Raw genomic sequence first — 19288 nt, 5'->3', positions numbered from 1 at the left:
GTCAAATCAAACCCGCAGACCTAGAACCAAGGCAGCAAGGGAACTCAGCCATGAGTGATTACGACATCGCAGTGCTCGGAGGCGGCAACGCAGCCTTGTGTGCAGCTATGGTGGCTGCCCGCGCGGGCGCCCATGTGCTGATCTTGGAAACGGCACCGCAGGCCTATCGTGGTGGCAACTCACGCCACACCCGGAATTTTCGCTGCATGCATGCCGCCCCGCTCGGCCCCCTGACCGACAGCTACGACGAAGAAGAATATCTGGCCGACCTGCTCAAGGTCACGGACGGCAAAACAGACCGGGATCTGGCGCGGCTTGCCATCCGCACGTCCGAAGAATGCCTGCCCTGGATGGAGCGGCACGGCGTGCGCTTTCAGCCCTCTCTCTCTGGTACACTGTCCTTGGGCCGCACCAATGCGTTTTTCATGGGCGGGGGGAAATCGCTGGTGAATGCCTATTACCGCACAGCGGATGCGCTCGGGGTCACGGCGCTTTATGAGGCGCATGTGACCCATTTGGAGCTTAGCGGCAATCGCGTCGTATGGGTCGATTATACCCATCAGGGCCGATCCCACCGGATCACCCCCAAGGCAGTGATCGTGGCCGCGGGCGGGTTTCAGGCCGACACCGATTGGCTGACGCGGGCCTGGGGTCCAGCGGCGCAGAACTTTCTGATCCGCGGCACGCCTTACAATCGCGGCGTCGTGCTGGCCGATCTGCTGGACCAGGGCGTCGACAGCGTCGGCGATCCGACACAATGCCACGCGGTCGCCATCGACGGGCGAGCACCCAAGTTTGACGGTGGCATTGTCACCCGTTTGGACTGCGTGCCCTTTTCCATCGTTGTGAACAAGAACGCCGAGCGGTTCTATGACGAGGGAGAGGACGTCTGGCCCAAGCGCTATGCGATCTGGGGTCGACTGGTGGCGGCACAACCCGATCAGGTGGGGTATGCCATCATCGACGCCAAGGCGCGGGACCTGTTCATGCCGTCGGTCTTCCCTCCGCTTCAGGCCGACACGGTCAGGGGGTTGGCAGAGCTCATGGATTTACCCGCCGACCGTCTGCAAGCAACCGTCGAGGCGTTCAACATGGCCTGTGGCGATACCGCAGGCTTTCATCCAACCGAGCTGGACGGGGTCACCACGTCCGGGATCATGCCCGAAAAAACCAATTGGGCGCGCCCTATCTCAGAGCCGCCCTTTTACGGCTATTCCTTGCGAACCGGCGTGACCTTCACTTACCTGGGCCTCAAGGTTGACGAACATGCACAGTGTTCCGCGGGCGGGCAAAAAGTCGAAAACCTGTGGGCCGCAGGTGAAACCATGGCCGGATCAATCCTTGGCCAGGGTTACTTGGCAGGGTTTGGCATGACGATTGGTACCGTGTTTGGCCGTATCGCAGGGAAAGAGGCTGCAGGCTATGCAAACTGAGACCACCGCCCAATTGATCGAAGAGGTCCGTCGCCAGGCCACCATCTGCAACGCGTGTCGGTACTGTGAGGGCTATTGCTCAGTCTTTCCGGCACTGCATGCAGAACGCGCCTTTGCAGACGGCACGATCACGCAGTTGGCCAACCTCTGCCACAACTGCCGGGGGTGTTATTACGCGTGCCAATACACCGCCCCGCATGAGTTCGACCTGAACCTTCCCAAAACCCTTGCAGAGGTGCGCCGCGACAGTTGGGAAACCTATGCCTGGCCCGCCCCGCTGGCGCGCCGGTTCCACACGCAGGGCGGTGCAATTGCGCTGGCGCTGGTCGCGGGCTTTGCCCTGCTGTTCTGGGCCATCCGGGCTCTTGGCTCGCCCCGTGGTGACGGGTTCTATGGCGTTCTGTCCCACAACGCGATGGTGGCGATCTTTCTGCCCGCCTTCCTGATACCGCTTGTTAGCCTGACAATCAGCCTGCGTCGCTATTGGCGCGCAGTAGGCGGGAGCATGCTGAACGTGTCGGATGTCAAGATTGCCTTCACCCGTGCCGCGCGGATGACCGATCTTGCCGCGGGACATGGAGAGGGATGCAATTTCGAAGATGAAGACCGCTTTTCCCAGGCCCGCCGCCATCTGCACCAAGCCGTCATGTGGGGGTTCTTGCTGTGCTTTGGTGCGACCAGCATGGGCACTGTTCTGCACTACGTGTTCGACATGCCCGCGCCTTACCCGTTCTGGTCGCTGCCCAAGCTTTTGGGCGTCTCCGGCGGTCTGCTGCTGACGCTGGGGTGCAGTGGAATGATTGCCCTGAAATTGCGTGCCGACCGCCAATTGGGTGATGTTGCGGCCTGGGGCGGCGACATCGGGTTCGTCGCGCTCTTGGGATTTGTCGGGCTCAGCGGCCTATTGCTCTACTGGCTGGGGACGACATCGCTGATGCCCTCCCTTTTGGCCATTCACCTGGGCGCAGTGCTGAGTTTCTTTCTGCTGACACCCTACACCAAGATGGCACACGGGTTTTATCGACTGGCCGCTCTGCTTCGGGACGCACAGCGCAAACGTGGTTGACCGGCAGGATTTCGGGTGTAGGTCGCGCTCTCAAAGACGGCAAAGCCGCTCTGAAACTCGCACCTTGTCGACAGGCCGACCATACCCTTTGCCGTAAATGCGTGAGACGGGCACGACGTGAACCCTCAGACGGCGTCGGAATCTACTCTATCGCCGTCTGAAATTCCAACCGCAGCATTGAAAACTCAGCTGGTCGCAACATGCTGATGCCCACCTCGCAGATCAACCTGCCTTGATCCAGATCGGCCTGCGACATCGTCTCGTGGCCGCAGCGCACAAAGAACGACTGCTCGACTGTTTCGCCAACCAACGCGCCGCTGCGCCACAGAGCGTTCATGAAGGTGTCGACCTGCTGGCGCACGTCGACCCAAAGCGCCGCGCCGTTGGGGTCAAACACCACCCAATCCAAACCACGCTTAAGCGATTGTTCCAGCATGCACATCAACCGCCGCTCCGAGATATACCGCATCTCGTGCCCTTCGGGAGCTCGGGTCCGCGCGCCCCAGATGCGCACGCCGCGACCCTCAATCTCGCGGATGGCGTTGACGTTAGCCGCATTCAGCCCCTCTTGATCCTCGTCCGTCAGATCCTGGGTCACAGCGCCCACGCCCCAAAGCCCTACATTGGCCGGTGCCTGCCATACACCCCGTTGTTGATCAGTGCGGGCGATTGCGCCGCATATATGACCTGACGGCGGTGTCGGGTCAAAGAGTGTGCCTTGGGTATCCTTGGGCACCACCCACGGCAGATAGAGCGCCGCCTTGCCGCTTGCCGCCAAGGGCTCTTTCTGTAGAGCGCTCGCATCTGCAATCTCGGCAGGCCCATCCAGAACGGCAAAGCGATTACTACGCCCCTCGCAATGGGCGATCAACGCCTTGTGGCTGGCGGCATCCACATATCCGGGCGCCGCAACCAGGTTTGGATGGTCCACTTGGGTCAGCGGCAACAAAACCTGATCGGTGATCACATCGACATCGGGTCCAATGTTAAGCACAAACAGGTCCGCGCCGCCGTTCTGATAGAACCCCGTCACCGCTCGTTTCAGCACCCCGTCAGGCCAATCCTGATAATCGGGTGGCGGAAAACTGTTCACGCTCAAGTCAACCAGCTCTCCCTCGGGCACGCCCCCCATGGGGACATGTCCAACAAAGACTGTGACCGAAGTGGCGCAGGGGGCAATCCCTGCAATCCCACCACCAAATTCTTGTACGTAAACACCCGGATACGAAAACTCTGGCATCAAATCACTCAAATCACATATAAAATCCAGCGCATCCTATGCGTGAATGAGCGAAGCAGGCAATCCCGTTATTGCGCCAAAGATGGCAGATACAGAACAATCCCCGGAAAGGCGACCAGCAGAGCGATGGTAATGGCGTCCGCCACAAAGAATGGCATCACGCCTCGGAACACGTCCTGCACGCTTAAATCCGGACGTACACCTGCCACGACAAAGCAGTTCAGGCCGATGGGCGGCGTGATCAGGCAGAACTCGGCCATCTTGACCACAAGAATGCCGAACCAGATCGCGCACATGGTGCCTGACATGCCAAAAGCGCTGTCAGCCGCTGACACAGCCTCGCCCCCATTGAGCGCCATGACTGCCGGATACACCACCGGAAGCGTGAGCAGCAGCATCCCGATTGCGTCCATGAACATGCCGAGCACCGCATAGGCCAAAAGGATGCAGACCAGGATCAGCATGGGCGACATTTCCAGCGCAGTGATCCAGTCGGAAAACGCGCCGGGCAGATCGGCAAAACCTAAAAAGCGCACATAGATCAGAACGCCCCAGATGATGGTAAAGATCATCACCGTCAGCTTGGCGGTTTCCAACAGCGCAGACTTGAATTCGGCCCATTTCATGCCCTGAACCATGGCCATGCAGAACACAACGAATGCGCCTAGCGCCCCGCCCTCGGTCGGGGTGCCCCAGGCATCACCGCCAAAGGGATTGTAGACAAAGCAAATGATGATCACGACGACAAAGACGATTGGCAACGCGCCCGGCAGCGCTGCAAACCGCTGGCGCCAGGTAAAGCCCGTCACAGGCGGGCCAACGGATTTGAAGATCACCGCGATGCCCACGATCAACAAGCCATAGATGATGGCGGAAAAGGCGCCGGGAATGAAACCCGCCAGCAGCAACTTGCCCACGTCCTGTTCAACGATGATCGCGTAGATCACCAGAATGGCGGACGGCGGGATCAGCGAGGCAAGCGTACCACCTGCTGCAACAACTCCGGCTGCAAATCGCTTGTTGTAACCGATTGCCAACATCTCGGGGATGGCGATGCGTGCAAAGACGGCTGAGGTGGCGACAGAAGCGCCAGACACTGCGGCAAAGCCAGCAGTCGCAAACACCGTCGACACCGCCAGCCCACCCGGCAACCACGCGATCCAGCGTTTTGCTGCCTCAAACAACGCCTTGGTCAGGCCCGCGTAATAGGCCAGATACCCGATCAGGATAAAGGTTGGAATCAGGGAAAGCGCCTGAGACGACACTTTGGAATGGGGTACCTGCCCCGCAACTTTGATCGACACGGTCAACGCCTTGCCGAACTTGTCGGGCGCATAGCCGAACTTGGCCCAGAAGATCCAGACCAGACCGATCAGACCAGCCATACCAGCAGCAAAGGCAACGCGCATGCCCAGAACGACCATCAGCAGCAGACCGCCGGTGACCCAAAGGCCAATATCAATGCTATCCATTGTCGTGCCCTTCAAGCTGCTCGGCTTCGGCGGCCGCCTGTGCCGCCACATCCTGGATCAAGGGCACTGCCACGGGGCTTTCAAGCCCTAGGATAAACGCCCGACCATAGCCCCATATCTGCAAGACCAGCCGCAGGCACAGCACCGAAAACGCCACTGGTGCCAACAGTTTTGCAGGCCAGATCGGGATGCCGATGTCGATGGAACTGTCCCGGCTCCAGAGTGGAGCGTTGAAATCAAAGGCGCGCAGGAAATGTTCCCAGCTGCCCCAGACCAGCGCCATCATCAACAGAAGGATTAGGGTCACCGACAGCATCTCAAAGAACCACAAGGCGCGGCCTGACAGTTTGCCAACCACCAGATCCATACGGATATGCCCTCCGTCGCGCTGCACATAGGCAATCCCCATGAATGCGATCAGCGGCATCGCCTGTTCGATCCAGTCCACATAGCCCGGCAGCGGCGCGTTGAACGCATTGCGCCCCCCCACCGACACCACCGCCAGCACCATCAGGCTGAAAACAGCCAACCCGCTGAGCAACGCCAGAAATCGTTCGATCGTCAAAAGCGACCGATCCAACCTGCTGAGCAGGCTGTGATCCTCTAATACCGAGGCCTGTCCTGCCATGGCAGAACTCCTTCATGTCAAAGCGGGGAGTGTTTGAAAGGAAAAGGCCGGGCGACAGATGCGCCCGGCCCGAGTGTCTTAGTTGCCGCCGCGCTGCGCTTTGAGCGTGGCCATGACCAGATCATACAGATCCTGCGCAGGCAGGCCCTGCGCGGTCATGTCGGCAATCCACTTTTCGCGGATCGGATCAGCCGCCGCCTTGCGGAACGCATCCAGCTCGCTTTCAGCCAGTTCGACCTTCTGGACATTCTTCTCGGTCAGAACGCTGTCCCACTTTTCAAGCAGGGCGCCATAGTTGGCCAGATAGTGACCGATCGCTTCATCAATCGAGCTGTCCAATGCTTCGCGGTGCTCAGGGCTCAGCGCCTCATAGGCGTCGATGTTCACCACCACCGGGCAGTTCACGGTGCCGGGGTTCAAGTTTGCAGTCCACCAGTCGGCGCGGTTGATGGTGCCGAACGCCAGATGCGCGTGCTGGGCAAAGGCCACTGTATCCACAACACCCGATTCCATCGCGTTGTAGGCCTCAGTGGCGGTCACAGATGTGGGCACACCACCAACAGCGGAAAACGCCTGACCGATGCCGCCGGTTGCCCGGACGCGCATGTCCTTGAACTCGGCCAGTTCATCGCGCGGCTCGCCAGTGCCGACCAGATTGTACTGCGGCATGGGCGAGGTCATGATGATGCGCGCGTTCCATTGCGCCATCTCTTCCTGCACGGCAGGATGATCATAGATCGCGTGGCTGACGGCCACTTCTTCGTCCAGCGTATTCACACCAAGGAACGGCAGTTCCAGAACGGTGATCGCGCGGTTCTTGTCACGGTGATAACCAGCGCAGAACTGGGCCATCTCAAAGGCGCCAATGGAAATCCCGTCCAGGTTCTCCTTGTTCTTGGACAAGCCACCATAGCTGATGTTCAGCGTGAAATCACCGCCGGTCTTTTCGTCCACCAGCTCGGCCAATTTTTCAACGTGCTCAGTAAAAGCACGGCGCTTGCCCCACAGGGACACATTCCATTCGGTCGCCATGGCTTCGGACACAAAAGCAAAGCTGGCAGCAGCGGCCACTGCCCCCGTCAACATCTTGTTCATAAAAGTCTCTCCCTTACATGCGCCCCCTCTTGGGCGGCGCTTGAAGATAAAGCTAGCGCCAACACACCTAGCTGCCAAGTCCTGAACCAAAGCGCATCCAATCCGAGTCGGCGAATGATGCACGCGCAGCATTTTTGCGCCCATGCATGGCTGGCCGAAACAAAATGTCACACCGGATTCGAGAGCAAAGTGACCCAACGTCCTGAGTCCGGGGGCCCATGGAGGTCGGGTTTTGTAAATTTGCATTGACACGGAATTGCTTGAAAAACTGTGACTTTCACAACCTGTCACACAAATACTTTACAAATTCCCAGCGACATCAAGAAACAGATTTACAAGCAAATCGTTATATTACGGCAAGTTATTTCATTATTTTCAGCCCTGACTATTATTTGGGCAGGGATGGAACCAGATCGACAAAACCTGAACTTCGGGTGAAAACGGTCTTCGAACAGAACTTCGAGGGAGGAGCCTCATATGACAACCGCAGCCCAGACCGATTCCCCGGTCTTTCCCCCATCTGCAGACACCGTTGCTCGCGCCCATGTGGACGCCGCCAAATATGATGCGATGTATGCTGCCTCGATCGCCGATCCCGAAGGATTCTGGTCCGAACAGGGCAAGCGCGTCGACTGGATCAAGCCATTCAGCCAAGTTAAGGACGTCAACTACGCCTTTGGCGAGGTCAGCATCAACTGGTTCGCCGATGGCGCGCTGAACGTTTCGGCCAACTGCATCGACCGTCATCTGGAGACCCGTGGCGATCAAACCGCGATCATCTGGGAACCTGACGAGCCGACCGATCCGGCCAAACACATTACTTACAAAGAGCTGCACCGCGACGTGTGCCGCATGGCCAATATTCTGGAATCCCTGGGCGTGCGCAAAGGCGACCGGGTTGTCATCTACCTCCCGATGATCCCCGAGGCCGCTTATGCCATGCTGGCCTGTGCCCGCATTGGTGCCATCCATTCCATCGTTTTCGCTGGCTTCTCCTCGGACGCTCTAGCGGCCCGCGTCAACGGCTGTGACGCCAAGGTTGTGATCACCGCAGACGAGGCCCCACGAGGGGGCCGCAAGACCGCCCTGAAGTCCAACGTCGACGCGGCGCTGCTGCATTGCAAGGACAGTGTGAAATGCCTGGTCGTCAAGCGCACCGGCGGTCAGACCACTTGGATCGACGGACGCGATTTCGACTACAACGAAATGGCGCTTGAAGCGTCGGATTATTGCGCCCCGGCCGAGATGAACGCCGAAGATCCGCTGTTCATCCTCTACACATCGGGTTCCACAGGTCAGCCCAAGGGCGTGGTGCACACCACCGGCGGCTATCTGGTTTATGCCGCGATGACGCATGAGGTGACGTTTGATTACCACGACGGCGACATCTATTGGTGTACAGCAGATGTGGGCTGGGTCACCGGCCACAGCTACATCGTCTATGGCCCGTTGGCCAACGGCGGTACCACGCTGATGTTCGAAGGTGTGCCCACCTATCCAGACGCCAGCCGTTTTTGGCAAGTCTGTGAAAAGCACAAGGTGAACCAGTTCTACACCGCCCCCACCGCCCTGCGCGCCCTGATGGGTCAAGGCAAGGAGTGGGTCGAGAAATGCGACCTGAGCGATCTGCGCACCCTGGGCACCGTAGGTGAGCCGATCAACCCCGAGGCATGGAACTGGTACAATGAGGTTGTTGGCGGCGGTCGCTGCCCGATCGTGGACACCTGGTGGCAGACCGAAACCGGCGGTCACCTGATGACCCCCCTGCCCGGCGCGCATGCGATGAAGCCCGGCTCGGCGATGAAACCCTTCTTTGGCATCGAGCCTGTTGTGCTGGACCCGCAGTCGGGGGTTGAAATCAGCGGCAATGACGTCGAGGGCGTGCTGTGCATCAAAGACAGTTGGCCGGGCCAGATGCGTACTGTCTGGGGCGATCACGAGCGGTTCCAGAAGACGTATTTTGCCGATTACAAAGGTTACTACTTTACCGGCGACGGCTGCAAACGCGATGCCGATGGCGATTACTGGATCACGGGCCGCGTAGACGACGTGATCAACGTCTCGGGTCACCGCATGGGCACGGCAGAGGTCGAAAGCGCGCTGGTGGCACACGCCGCCGTAGCCGAGGCCGCTGTTGTTGGCTACCCGCATGACATCAAGGGTCAGGGCATCTATTGCTATGTCACCCTGATGAACGACCGCGAACCTTCGGATGAGCTGCTGAAAGAGCTGCGCACCTGGGTCCGGACAGAGATTGGCCCGATTGCGTCGCCTGACGTGATCCAGTGGGCGCCCGGTCTGCCGAAAACCCGCTCAGGGAAAATCATGCGCCGCATCCTGCGCAAAATCGCAGAGAATGACTTTGGCGCGCTTGGTGACACATCGACCCTGGCCGATCCCTCGGTTGTTGACGATCTGATCGCCAATCGTGCAGGCGGGTGAGGCTGACATGGACGCTGCCGTGATGACATCCCCCGCCGTTCTGATCCTTCTCGGCCCTCCGGGCGCCGGGAAGGGTACACAGGCCCGCATGCTCGAAGAAAACTTCGGACTGGTTCAACTCAGCACCGGCGACCTGTTGCGGGCCGCAGTTGCTGCTGGAACCGAAGCGGGTAAAGCCGCCAAAGCCGTGATGGAAGCCGGCGATCTGGTCAGCGACGGGATCGTCATCGCCATCCTGCGCGACCGTCTGGCCGAACCTGACTGCGCCAAGGGCGTGATCCTTGATGGTTTCCCCCGCACCACTGTGCAGGCCGAAGCACTGGATGGGCTGCTGGAGAGCACCGGGCAAAAGATCAACGCCGCCATCAGCCTTGAGGTTGAAGACGGTGAAATGGTCACCCGGATCTCGGGTCGCTACACCTGTGGTGGCTGTGGCGAGGGGTATCACGACACGTTCAAGCAGCCCGCCACGACAGGCACCTGCGACAAATGCGGCAGCACCGACATGGAACGCCGCGCCGATGACAATGCCGAGACGGTTGCAAGCCGCCTTGAAGCCTATCACGCGCAAACCGCGCCCCTGATCGCCTACTACCGGGGCAAGGGCGCGCTCAAGACCATCAACGCCATGGGCGAGATCGACGAGATCGCCCATGGCCTGAACGACATCGTTGCGTCAGCCATGACGTAACCGGACCCCAAGGCCCCCCGCTCCCCCCTACCCAACAGGGGGCCTTGGGTTTCCAAAACCAGCAATACCCGATGGACCCGCTTTGGCGGACCAGAGGAGGCATGTCCGCGTTCTGAAAACACGCGCGGACAAACGGAGAAGGTTTGCCCGCCCGCAATCGGACAAACCAGGAGGAAGCAAAAGGAGGACCGCAGTTATGGCGGATCAAACAACCACCTCCGCACAGACTGCCGAAAGCGACAAGGGCTATTGGCAGGCCAACGTGCGGATCATCCTCGTCAGCCTAGTGATCTGGGCCGTCGTATCGTTCGGGTTCGGCATTCTGCTGCGCCCCATGCTGTCGGGCATCGCCGTTGGCGGCACCGATCTAGGCTTCTGGTTCGCCCAGCAAGGCTCGATCCTGGTGTTCCTGGGCCTGATCTTTTTCTACGCCTGGCGCATGAACAAGCTGGACGCCGAATTCGGCGTTGAGGAGGAATAAGATGGACCAGTTTACCATCAACCTGCTGTTTGTGGGCGCGTCATTCGCACTTTACATCGGCATCGCGATTTGGGCCCGCGCGGGTTCCACATCGGAATTTTACGCCGCCGGTCGCGGCATTCACCCGGTCACCAACGGTATGGCGACAGCGGCTGACTGGATGTCGGCAGCCTCGTTCATTTCGATGGCCGGCCTGATTGCCTTTACCGGTTACGACAACTCGTCCTTCTTGATGGGCTGGACTGGCGGCTACGTGCTGCTGGCCCTGCTGCTTGCGCCTTACCTGCGCAAGTTCGGCAAATACACCGTGTCGGAATTCATCGGCGACCGTTTTTACAGCCCCACAGCGCGCATCGTGGCCGTGATCTGCCTGATCGTTGCCTCGACCACCTATGTGATCGGTCAGATGACCGGTGTTGGCGTGGCCTTTGGTCGTTTCCTTGAGGTGTCCAACACCACGGGTCTGCTGATCGGTGCCTGTGTGGTCTTCGCCTACGCCGTATTCGGCGGCATGAAGGGTGTGACCTACACCCAAGTGGCGCAGTACTGCGTGCTGATCATGGCTTATACCATCCCGGCCATCTTCATCTCGCTTCAACTGACCGGAAATCCGATCCCGGCATTGGGTCTGTTTGGCGATCACGTTGCATCCGGCGAGCCTCTCTTGACCAAGCTGGATGCCATCGTGTCCGAGTTGGGCTTCAAGGAATACACTGCACACCATTCTGATACCTTGAACATGGTGCTTTTCACCTTGTCGTTGATGATCGGTACTGCGGGCCTGCCCCACGTGATCATGCGCTTCTTCACCGTCCCTCGCGTTGCTGACGCACGCTGGTCAGCCGGTTGGGCACTAGTGTTCATCGCTCTGCTTTATCTGACGGCTCCGGCTGTTGGTGCCATGGCACGTCTGAACATCACTGACATGATGTGGCCGGGTGGCACGGATGGCGAGGCTGTCTCGGTCGAGATGATCGAAAACGAGCCGCGCTATGATTGGATGGCAACCTGGCAGAAAACCGGTCTGCTGGATTGGGAAGACAAGAACGGCGACGGCAAGATTCAGTACTACAACGACAAATCTGAATCGATGCAGGCAAAGGCGGCCGAAAACGGCTGGGAAGGCAACGAGCTGACCAAGTTCAACCGTGACATCCTGGTTCTGGCCAACCCCGAGATTGCCAACCTGCCGGGTTGGGTCATCGGTCTGGTCGCGGCGGGTGGTCTTGCGGCTGCTCTGTCGACGGCTGCTGGCTTGCTGCTGGCGATCTCGTCGGCCGTGTCCCACGATTTGATCAAGGGGTCTATCAACCCGCAGATCAGCGAAAAGGGTGAGCTGTTGTCGGCCCGTATCGCCATGGGCGTGGCCATCGCGGTTGCAACCTACCTGGGTCTCAACCCTCCAGGCTTTGCGGCTCAGACGGTTGCGCTGGCCTTTGGTCTCGCGGCGGCCTCGATCTTCCCGGCGCTGATGATGGGTATCTTCTCCAAGAAGATCAACAACACCGGTGCCGTGGCAGGTATGCTCGCTGGCTTGGGTGTTACCCTGATCTACATCTTCCTGCACAAGGGCTGGTTGTTCATTCCGGGCACCAACTCGTTCACTGACGCGGACCCGCTGTTGGGGACGATCAAGTCGACCTCGTTCGGCGCGGTCGGTGCCGCGGTCAACTTTGCTGTCGCCTACATCGTGGCTGGCATGACCAAGGAAACCCCGCAGGAGATCAAAGACCTGGTCGAAAGCGTTCGCATTCCCCGTGGCGCTGGCACAGCTCAGGATCACTGATATGTGCCGCAGGCCCCGTTCCCTCCCGTTTGGGGTCTGCTTCAACTGACCATGGTCCCGCCCGGCGTTTCTTACCGGGCGGGGCTTTTTACACTTTTGACAGGCAAGACCAAATGCCCCTGACACATGCGCAAATCACCCGTTTCCTGAAGTCCGTGCATCCCTATGATGCGCTGCCGATTGCAGAGCTCGACACCATCGCGCCGCAACTGGACGTGTGGGAGGTCGAGCGCGACTTTGCCGTCTATGATCATGGCGAGGCCCTGCCCGGCCTCTTCATTGTTTACGAGGGCCAGATCGAGGTGACGGACGAGAACGGCGTCGTGGTCTCGCACCTGGGCCTGCGCAATTCGTTTGGCGAGCGTGGCCTGCTCCGCGAGGGCAAGGCCGTCACCAGCGCCCGCGCGGATGCCCATTCGGTGCTTTTGGTTCTGCCGTCCGCGCTGTTTGCTGATCTGATCGCCCGACACGGCGTGGTCGCGAAATTCTTTAACCGCGCCCGAGCGCCGCGCCCGCAACAAGAGACATTGGCCACCAGTTCCGTCGACACGCTGATGGCCCGCAACCCGGCCACCTGCGCGCCCGACGCCACGGTGCAGGCGGCGGCGCAGCTGATGCGCGACCGTGGGATTTCATCGCTCTGCGTGACCGGGGGCGAGGCACTGCGCGGCATCCTGACAACCCGTGATCTGTCCGGCAAAGTGGTGGCGCAGGCCCTGCCCGCCAACACGCCCGTGTCGCAGGTCATGACCGCGGATCCTCTGACACTGTCGCCCTCGGCCATCGGCTCGGACGTGCTGCACGCGATGATGGAGCATCATATCGGCCACATCCCGATCACCCAGGGCGACCGCGTCGTGGGGATCGTGACGCAAACCGACCTGACCCGGTTTCAGGCCGTCAGCTCTGCCGAGCTGGTCAGTCAGATCGCCAAGGCAACCACGGCTGAGGAAATGGGCAAGGTTACGGCCGAGATACCGCAACTGTTGGTGCAGCTGGTGGCCAGTGGCAATCGGCACGAGGTGGTGACGCGGCTGATCACCGACATCGCCGATACCGCCACCCGCCGCCTGCTAGCGTTGGCCGAGGCCAAGCTGGGCCCTGCTCCCGTGCCGTATCTGTGGCTGGCTTGCGGCTCGCAAGGCAGGCAGGAGCAGACTGGCGTCAGCGATCAGGACAACTGTTTACTACTGGATGATGCGGTAAGTGATGCTGACATGCCCTATTTCGCCGATCTGGCAAAGTTCGTCAGCGACGGGCTGGACACCTGCGGATACTTCTATTGCCCCGGCGACATGATGGCCACAAACCCGCGTTGGTGTCAGCCGGTGCGCGTGTGGCGTGACTACTTTGCAAGCTGGATCGGCAAACCCAACCCCGAGGCGCAGATGCTGGCCTCGGTCATGTTCGACCTGCGCCCCATTGGTGGTACTTTCGATCTGTTTGCCGATCTTCAGGCCGAAACGCTGAAAGCAGCCAGCGCCAATTCGATCTTTGTGGCGCATATGATTTCAAATTCGCTCAAACACACTCCCCCCTTGGGTCTGCTGCGCGGCTTTGCCACCATCCGCTCCGGCGAGCATCGCAACACGCTGGATCTGAAACACAACGGCGTTGTGCCGGTGGTCGATCTTGGGCGGATCTATGCACTGCAAGGTCGACTGCCAGTGGCAGGCACCCGCGCACGTTTGCAGGCGGGGCAAGAGGCAGGCGTGCTCAGCCCATCGGGTGCGCGTGATCTGCTGGACGCCTATGACCTGATCGCTGAAACACGGCTGGAGCATCAGGTGGCGCGAATCAAACGCGGGCTGACGCCCGACAACTACCTCGCGCCCGCAGAATTGTCAGACTTTGAGCGAAGTCATCTGCGTGACGCCTTTGTCGTGGTAAAGACGATGCAATCGGCCGTGGGTCACGGCAAGGGTATGCTGGGATGAACGTGCGGGACGCCTTCGGCGACCGTATTTGGGACAAAAAGAAGAACTGGGTCTGGAGAGTAAGCGCATGTTTCTGGAGTTGATAGCAACGGTTTTTGCAGGCTTCGCCGCTGCGGGCGTCATGATGCTGGTAGGGCGCTGGATCCCCGGCCTGCCCCGCTGGTTGACCCCGGTGGTCGCGGGTGCCGCAATGATCGCCGCGACGATTGCCAGCGAATACGGCTGGTACGAGCGCACGCGCGCGTCCCTCCCAGTCGAGTTCATGGTGATAGAGACGGTCGAGAGCCGCGCAATCTATCGCCCCTGGACCTATGTGGTCCCATTTGTAGAACGCTTTGCCGCTGTTGATACGGCCTCGGTCCAGACCCACGGTGCACGCCCTGATCAGCGATTGGCCGATCTCTATCTGCTGGGCCGTTGGGCGCCAGTGTCCAAGCTGCCGGTGGCCGTCGACTGCGCCGGATCACGCCGTGCCAATTTGGCCGACGGTGTCGAGTTTGATGCAGACGGTGCAATCAATGGAGCCAGCTGGGTGTCTGTGGCTCCCGACGACAGTGTGGTGTTGGCGATCTGCGGAGTGTCCTGATGCTGGCACGCCTGAGCCTTCGGCTGCGAATTTTCCTGTTCTTTGGCCTGATCGCCCTGGGGGGTGTGGCCGTGGTTCTTGTCTCGCTCTACGTTGGTTTGCAACGCAGCGCCGAGGCCGGGGTGGCCGGTGGGTTCACTTTCAGCGCCATCCTGGCCAGCTTTGGACTGCTCGCGTTAAGCGCAGGCATCTGGTTGCTGTTTGACGAAAACGTCGCCAAACCGATCGAGCGGGTAGCCGCGCTCATGCGGGTGCGTGCGCATTCGGACGCTGGCACCGGGATCGACACCGAGTTGGCACGCTATTTGGGCGATCTGGCCCCCGCTGCCGCCGGTTTGGCAGATCGCGCAGGCAGTGTTGCGCAAGATTTGGCGTCAAACCTCGCAGATCACACCGCCCAACTGGCCGCAGAACGGGATCAGCTGACGGCCTTGCTCACAGACATTCCGGTAGCCATGACCGTGCTGAGCGCGGATCTGCAGATCGTGCTCTATGATGGGCAATCTGCCGATCTGCTCAGCCGCATCGCACAACCACGCCTGAACGCGTCCCTGACCCAATATTTTGAAGCCGACGCTCTGGAACGGGCCCTATCAAAGGTCAATCGCACCGGTTTACCGGTGCGCTGCACCCTCACCAGCCTTGATGGTGCATACAGCTGCCAGGCTTTGATGCGGCCATTGGAAAGCACACAGGGTTATCTTCTGTCATTCGGCGACGCAGACAGCACTCTGCGCGTCGATCAACCCCGTCCTCTGGTCTATAACTTTGATCTTCTGGACACCGACGGGCAGGCACGGACCGAGGACACACCCCTGGCAGCACTGACCTATGCAGTGTTTGACACCGAAACCACCGGGCTCTTGCCACATAAGGACGACATCGTACAGATCGGCGCCCTGCGGATGGTACATGGCCGGATCATCGAGGGTGAGGTGTTTGACACGCTGGTCAATCCGGGACGCCCGATCCCGGCCGCGTCCAGCGCCGTGCACGGCATCACCGATGTGATGGTCGCAGGCGCGCCCGATGTGGTCGAGGCGGCACGCGGATTTCACAGCTTTGCCACCGACGCCGTTCTGGTGGCCCACAACGCGCCCTTTGATCTGGCATTCCTGCGCAGGCAGGCTGATGCTTGCGCCGTAACATGGGATCACCCGGTGCTGGACACGGTGCTTTTGTCCGCCGTGCTTTTTGGGGCCAGCGAAACCCACACGCTTGACGCCATTTGCGACCGGCTGGGAATTGTGATCGAACAACGGGACCGCCACACCGCATTGGGAGATGCCCGGGCCACAGCCAATGTTCTGGCCCGCATGATCCCGATGCTTGAGGCGCGCGGACTGATCACCTTTGGCGAGGTGGTGACCGAGACCCAGAAACATGGGCGCCTTTTGCAGGACCTGAACTAAATCGTGGACAAGGCGCGCGGCCCGTGGCACGTGGGCCAAGACCACGAGGACAGGCGCGCGATGACCGAGACCCACTTTAACCCCGGCCCCGACACCACCCTTGCCTTTCGCGAGGCACTTGGCTGTTTCGGTACCGGCGTGACCGTTGTAACCACCATGGCACCGCAAGGGCCGATGGCAATCACGGTGAATTCCTTTGCGTCCGTCTCGCTGGATCCCGCTCTTGTGCTGTGGTGCCCGGCCAAAATCTCGACCCGTTATGCCGAATTCATGGCTGCCCGGCATTATGTCATCCACGTCATGGCCGAAGATCAGCATAGCGTTGCCAAAGGCTTTGCCATGAACGGCGCGGATTTCTCGGTTGCGGATTGGTCGCCCAGTCAAACCGGCGCACCGCTCTTGCACGGCTGTCTGGCTCGGTTCGAATGCACCCAACAGGCTGTCCATGACGCAGGCGATCATTCGATCATCGTGGGTCAGGTGGATGCGGCCATGCATCGCCCCGGTCGCGGGCTGATCTTCAAGCGTGGGCAGTACGGCGATTTCGCACCACGGGGATAGCTGACGGGGGAATTAGTCGTCAGTGACATGCACCGCCAACAGGTCCAATGCAGCCTCTTGCGGCTCGATCACGCGGTACGCCTCACGCACGCCACCCTCGGACAGCTCTCGCGCCACAGTCAGCAATGTGTTGGCGTCGTGCGCGTCACACAGGTCCACCATCTGATCAATCTCTTCTTGCGCCACTGACAGCGCCGCCTCGATCGAGGGCGCTCCGTAGAGGTCGACGAAATGCTGCGCCAGCGCCTGCTCTGCCGCTTCGCGCTCAGCCAGTTCGATCTGGGTTACGGCGACAAATGTCACCCGGCCAAAGGTTTCCAGGCCCAACCAGCCGTTGGCAAAGGCTTGACGCGCTTTGCCTTCCAGATCGCCCTCGGACCAATTGGAAAATTCAAAGCCCCCGGAAATGCACAACTCGCCCGTGCGAGCCGGAGAGTGGAACACATTCCTGTCGCTGTCGTCGAAATGGATGGCTCGAGCCAGTTTCATGTCTGTTCCTCCAACAGCGAACTCAGCGCGATCAGCTCGGTTGCATCGCCTTCTCGCACCAGCATTCCGAAATCTTCGTCCACGCCCAGAAAAGTGCCGTTGTGTCCGGCACGCGAAACAGGTTCACCTACCCCCTGCACCAACCCCATCCACTCGGCGTGCAGCGGCGCATTGCCTTCGGCGTCCCAGCGGTTGATCCAGACAAGCGTATGCCTGGCCCAGCTTTCCAGAAGTGCCAGCGGTTCCACCTCGGCGCAACCTTCGTCATAAAGCGCGGTGACGTCCGGGTTTGAACCGGGGTCCTCGCCTGTTTGCAAGATCGTGATGTCGATTCCGATCACCAGCCAATCGGGCACCTGTTCCGGTGCGCGGGTCGACGCGGCAACTCGCAACCGCCCACAGCGCGCACCATTTACACGGATCACCCCGTCCCAGCCCAGATGCACAGCAACCTCGGGCGGGGCCAGCGCGCCAAGGGCATTCTGGAACCCCACGGCGCAAAGCGGCAACATGACCATCGCCTGCTCCAGCGCCACCTCTGGGGCAAAGACCAGCGCGGCGCGCAGGCGGTCGGCTTGCACGGAATGCACGACGGTGCCGCCGTCACAACCCAAGGCGGCCAACGCCTTCGCTTTGTCACAAGGGTCCTCTCCGCCACCGGCGGGATGTCCCTGCATCAGTGGCGGAAAGGACGGCGTCATCAGGCGTGTCCCTTGGCGATCATGTCGCGGGCAATGGCGCGGAACGCCTCGGCCTGCGGGCTGTCGGGCTTGCTGACCACAATGGGGGCACCGCTATCCGCCGCCAGACGAACGTCCAGATGCAAGGGGATCTCCCCCATCAGTGGGACGCCCATCTTGTCGGCCTCATCGCCCACACCGCCGTGACCAAAAATGTGCTCTTCATGACCGCAGTTCGAGCAGATGTGCGTCGACATATTCTCGATCATACCCAAGATCGGCGTCTTGGTCTGGCGGAACATGTCGATGCCCTTGCGTGCGTCGATCAGCGCCACATCCTGCGGTGTGGACACCACAATGGCACCATCCAACGCGAACTTTTGCGTCAACGTCAGTTGCACGTCACCGGTGCCAGGTGGAAGATCCACGATCAGTACATCCAATGCGCCCCACTGCACCTGGTTCATCATCTGCTGCAGCGCGCCCATCAACATCGGACCACGCCAAACAACTGCCTGCCCTTCGTTGGTCATCAGCCCCATCGACATCATGGTGACACCATGGTTGCGTAGCGGCAGGATGGTCTTGCCGTCCGGGCTGGCAGGGCGACCCGACACACCCAACATGCGCGGCTGAGACGGACCGTAAACGTCGGCATCCAGCAGACCCACCCGACGCCCTTCAGCAGCCAAGGCACAGGCCAGGTTGGCCGAAACGGTGGATTTGCCGACGCCGCCCTTGCCACTGGCAATCGCCACAATCCTGTCAACACCTGCAACATGGGCCGGGCCGGTTTCCGACGGTTTGGGCTTGGGCTTCAAATCTGGTGGGGCCTTTTCGGAATGCGCAGTCAACATGGCCGTGACCTTGGCAACGCCATCCACCATCTGGGCGGCTTGTTCAGCAGCCGCGCGCACCGGTTCCATTTTTTCGGCCAGCTTTGGGTCCACTTCGATGACAAAACGCACGGTGTCGCCTTCGACGTTGAGCGCACGTACCACGCCCGCACTTACGATGTCCTGCCCGCTGACCGGGTCGGTGATCTTCTTCAGGTTCGCCAGAACCGCATCGCGCAGGCTCATGCGTCGCCATCCTTGATCAGACCTGTGACCACATGCTCGACCTCGAGCCCGTCGATGGTCAGCACCACCTTGGCTTCGAAACTGCCGCCATCCGGCGCGCCCGCCTTGCGCAGCCCTTCTTCGATGGCCTGCTGGCTGGTCACGCCAACCTGTTTTAGGAACTTGCGCATGGACATGTTGTAATCGCCGCTCATCGCATCGGTCTCC

The 19288-nt window shown here is 60.3% G+C and carries 18 protein-coding genes; 10 read left to right on the top strand and 8 right to left on the bottom strand.

Going from position 1 to position 19288, the window contains the following annotated elements; all coding sequences use genetic code 11:
• Positions 1 to 50 precede the first annotated feature (50 nt).
• Both tcuA and tcuB read left to right on the top strand, forming a co-directional pair.
• The gene (gene tcuA, locus G6R15_RS16830; protein WP_164661141.1) at positions 51 to 1433 is read left to right on the top strand and encodes an FAD-dependent tricarballylate dehydrogenase TcuA; all 1383 of its coding nucleotides are present in this window, start codon (positions 51 to 53) and stop codon (positions 1431 to 1433) included.
• The gene (gene tcuB / locus G6R15_RS16825) at positions 1423 to 2499 is read left to right on the top strand and encodes a tricarballylate utilization 4Fe-4S protein TcuB (protein ID WP_164661140.1); all 1077 of its coding nucleotides are present in this window, start codon (positions 1423 to 1425) and stop codon (positions 2497 to 2499) included. Before tcuA ends, tcuB begins: the two co-directional genes overlap by 11 nt.
• Positions 2500 to 2641: 142 nt before the next feature.
• On the opposite strand, the gene G6R15_RS16820 is transcribed toward tcuB, so the two are convergent.
• From G6R15_RS16820 to G6R15_RS16805, 4 genes are all read right to left on the bottom strand, one after another.
• Positions 2642 to 3739, bottom strand: coding sequence for a phage tail sheath subtilisin-like domain-containing protein (locus G6R15_RS16820; RefSeq protein ID WP_164661139.1), 1098 nt, complete (start codon positions 3737 to 3739; stop codon positions 2642 to 2644).
• A gap of 68 nt (positions 3740 to 3807) precedes the next feature.
• Positions 3808 to 5211, bottom strand: a complete 1404-nt coding sequence (locus tag G6R15_RS16815; protein ID WP_164661138.1) for a TRAP transporter large permease — start codon at positions 5209 to 5211, stop codon at positions 3808 to 3810.
• Positions 5204 to 5839, bottom strand: coding sequence for a TRAP transporter small permease subunit (locus tag G6R15_RS16810; protein WP_164661137.1), 636 nt, complete (start codon positions 5837 to 5839; stop codon positions 5204 to 5206). The genes G6R15_RS16815 and G6R15_RS16810 overlap by 8 nt, the downstream gene beginning before the upstream one ends.
• A 78-nt stretch (positions 5840 to 5917) precedes the next feature.
• Positions 5918 to 6934, bottom strand: a complete 1017-nt coding sequence (locus tag G6R15_RS16805; protein ID WP_164661136.1) for a C4-dicarboxylate TRAP transporter substrate-binding protein — start codon at positions 6932 to 6934, stop codon at positions 5918 to 5920.
• 477 nt (positions 6935 to 7411) lie between these two features.
• Between G6R15_RS16805 and acs the strand changes: the two genes are divergently transcribed.
• The 8 genes from acs to G6R15_RS16765 all read left to right on the top strand — a co-directional run bounded on the left by acs (position 7412) and on the right by G6R15_RS16765 (position 16830).
• Positions 7412 to 9376: an acetate--CoA ligase gene (gene acs / locus G6R15_RS16800; protein WP_164661135.1), complete on the top strand. Its 1965-nt coding sequence runs from the start codon at positions 7412 to 7414 to the stop codon at positions 9374 to 9376.
• A gap of 7 nt (positions 9377 to 9383) precedes the next feature.
• Complete coding sequence (locus tag G6R15_RS16795; protein WP_164661134.1) at positions 9384 to 10067, top strand: adenylate kinase; 684 nt, start codon at positions 9384 to 9386, stop codon at positions 10065 to 10067.
• Positions 10068 to 10263: 196 nt separating this feature from the next.
• The gene (locus G6R15_RS16790; RefSeq protein ID WP_164661133.1) at positions 10264 to 10548 is read left to right on the top strand and encodes a DUF4212 domain-containing protein; all 285 of its coding nucleotides are present in this window, start codon (positions 10264 to 10266) and stop codon (positions 10546 to 10548) included.
• A 1-nt stretch (position 10549) separates the two neighbouring features.
• Positions 10550 to 12334, top strand: a complete 1785-nt coding sequence (locus G6R15_RS16785; RefSeq protein ID WP_164661132.1) for a sodium:solute symporter family protein — start codon at positions 10550 to 10552, stop codon at positions 12332 to 12334.
• A gap of 113 nt (positions 12335 to 12447) precedes the next feature.
• Entirely contained in the window at positions 12448 to 14271 is a 1824-nt protein-coding gene (locus G6R15_RS16780; protein ID WP_164661131.1) for a DUF294 nucleotidyltransferase-like domain-containing protein, read from the top strand.
• A gap of 67 nt (positions 14272 to 14338) precedes the next feature.
• Positions 14339 to 14857 (top strand): hypothetical protein, encoded by a 519-nt coding sequence (locus G6R15_RS16775; protein ID WP_164661130.1) that lies wholly within the window; start codon positions 14339 to 14341, stop codon positions 14855 to 14857.
• Positions 14857 to 16269, top strand: coding sequence for a 3'-5' exonuclease (locus G6R15_RS16770; RefSeq protein WP_164661129.1), 1413 nt, complete (start codon positions 14857 to 14859; stop codon positions 16267 to 16269). Before G6R15_RS16775 ends, G6R15_RS16770 begins: the two co-directional genes overlap by 1 nt.
• 60 nt (positions 16270 to 16329) lie before the next feature.
• Positions 16330 to 16830, top strand: coding sequence for a flavin reductase family protein (locus tag G6R15_RS16765; protein WP_164661128.1), 501 nt, complete (start codon positions 16330 to 16332; stop codon positions 16828 to 16830).
• Between the two features lie 12 nt (positions 16831 to 16842).
• Here the strand turns inward: G6R15_RS16765 and G6R15_RS16760 are convergent, their stop codons facing one another.
• From G6R15_RS16760 to G6R15_RS16745, 4 genes are read right to left on the bottom strand one after another with little or no spacing between them, the layout of a single operon-like run.
• On the bottom strand, positions 16843 to 17319 hold the full coding sequence (locus tag G6R15_RS16760) for a DUF6505 family protein (RefSeq protein ID WP_164661127.1): 477 nt from the start codon (positions 17317 to 17319) through the stop codon (positions 16843 to 16845).
• Positions 17316 to 18020 carry a DUF4444 domain-containing protein gene (locus tag G6R15_RS16755; protein WP_373456016.1) on the bottom strand — a complete coding sequence of 235 codons (705 nt, stop codon included), beginning with the start codon at positions 18018 to 18020 and terminating at the stop codon, positions 17316 to 17318. Before G6R15_RS16755 ends, G6R15_RS16760 begins: the two co-directional genes overlap by 4 nt.
• Entirely contained in the window at positions 18020 to 19081 is a 1062-nt protein-coding gene (locus G6R15_RS16750) for an Mrp/NBP35 family ATP-binding protein (RefSeq protein WP_164661126.1), read from the bottom strand. Before G6R15_RS16750 ends, G6R15_RS16755 begins: the two co-directional genes overlap by 1 nt.
• Positions 19078 to 19275 (bottom strand): DUF6494 family protein, encoded by a 198-nt coding sequence (locus G6R15_RS16745; RefSeq protein WP_164661125.1) that lies wholly within the window; start codon positions 19273 to 19275, stop codon positions 19078 to 19080. The genes G6R15_RS16750 and G6R15_RS16745 overlap by 4 nt, the downstream gene beginning before the upstream one ends.
• Positions 19276 to 19288 lie beyond the last annotated feature (13 nt).

Source organism: Tropicibacter sp. Alg240-R139 (assembly GCF_900537075.1).
GTDB lineage: Bacteria > Pseudomonadota > Alphaproteobacteria > Rhodobacterales > Rhodobacteraceae > Falsiruegeria.
Note: the sequence above shows the minus strand (reverse complement) of the source record. Positions and strands in the feature narration are given on the sequence as shown.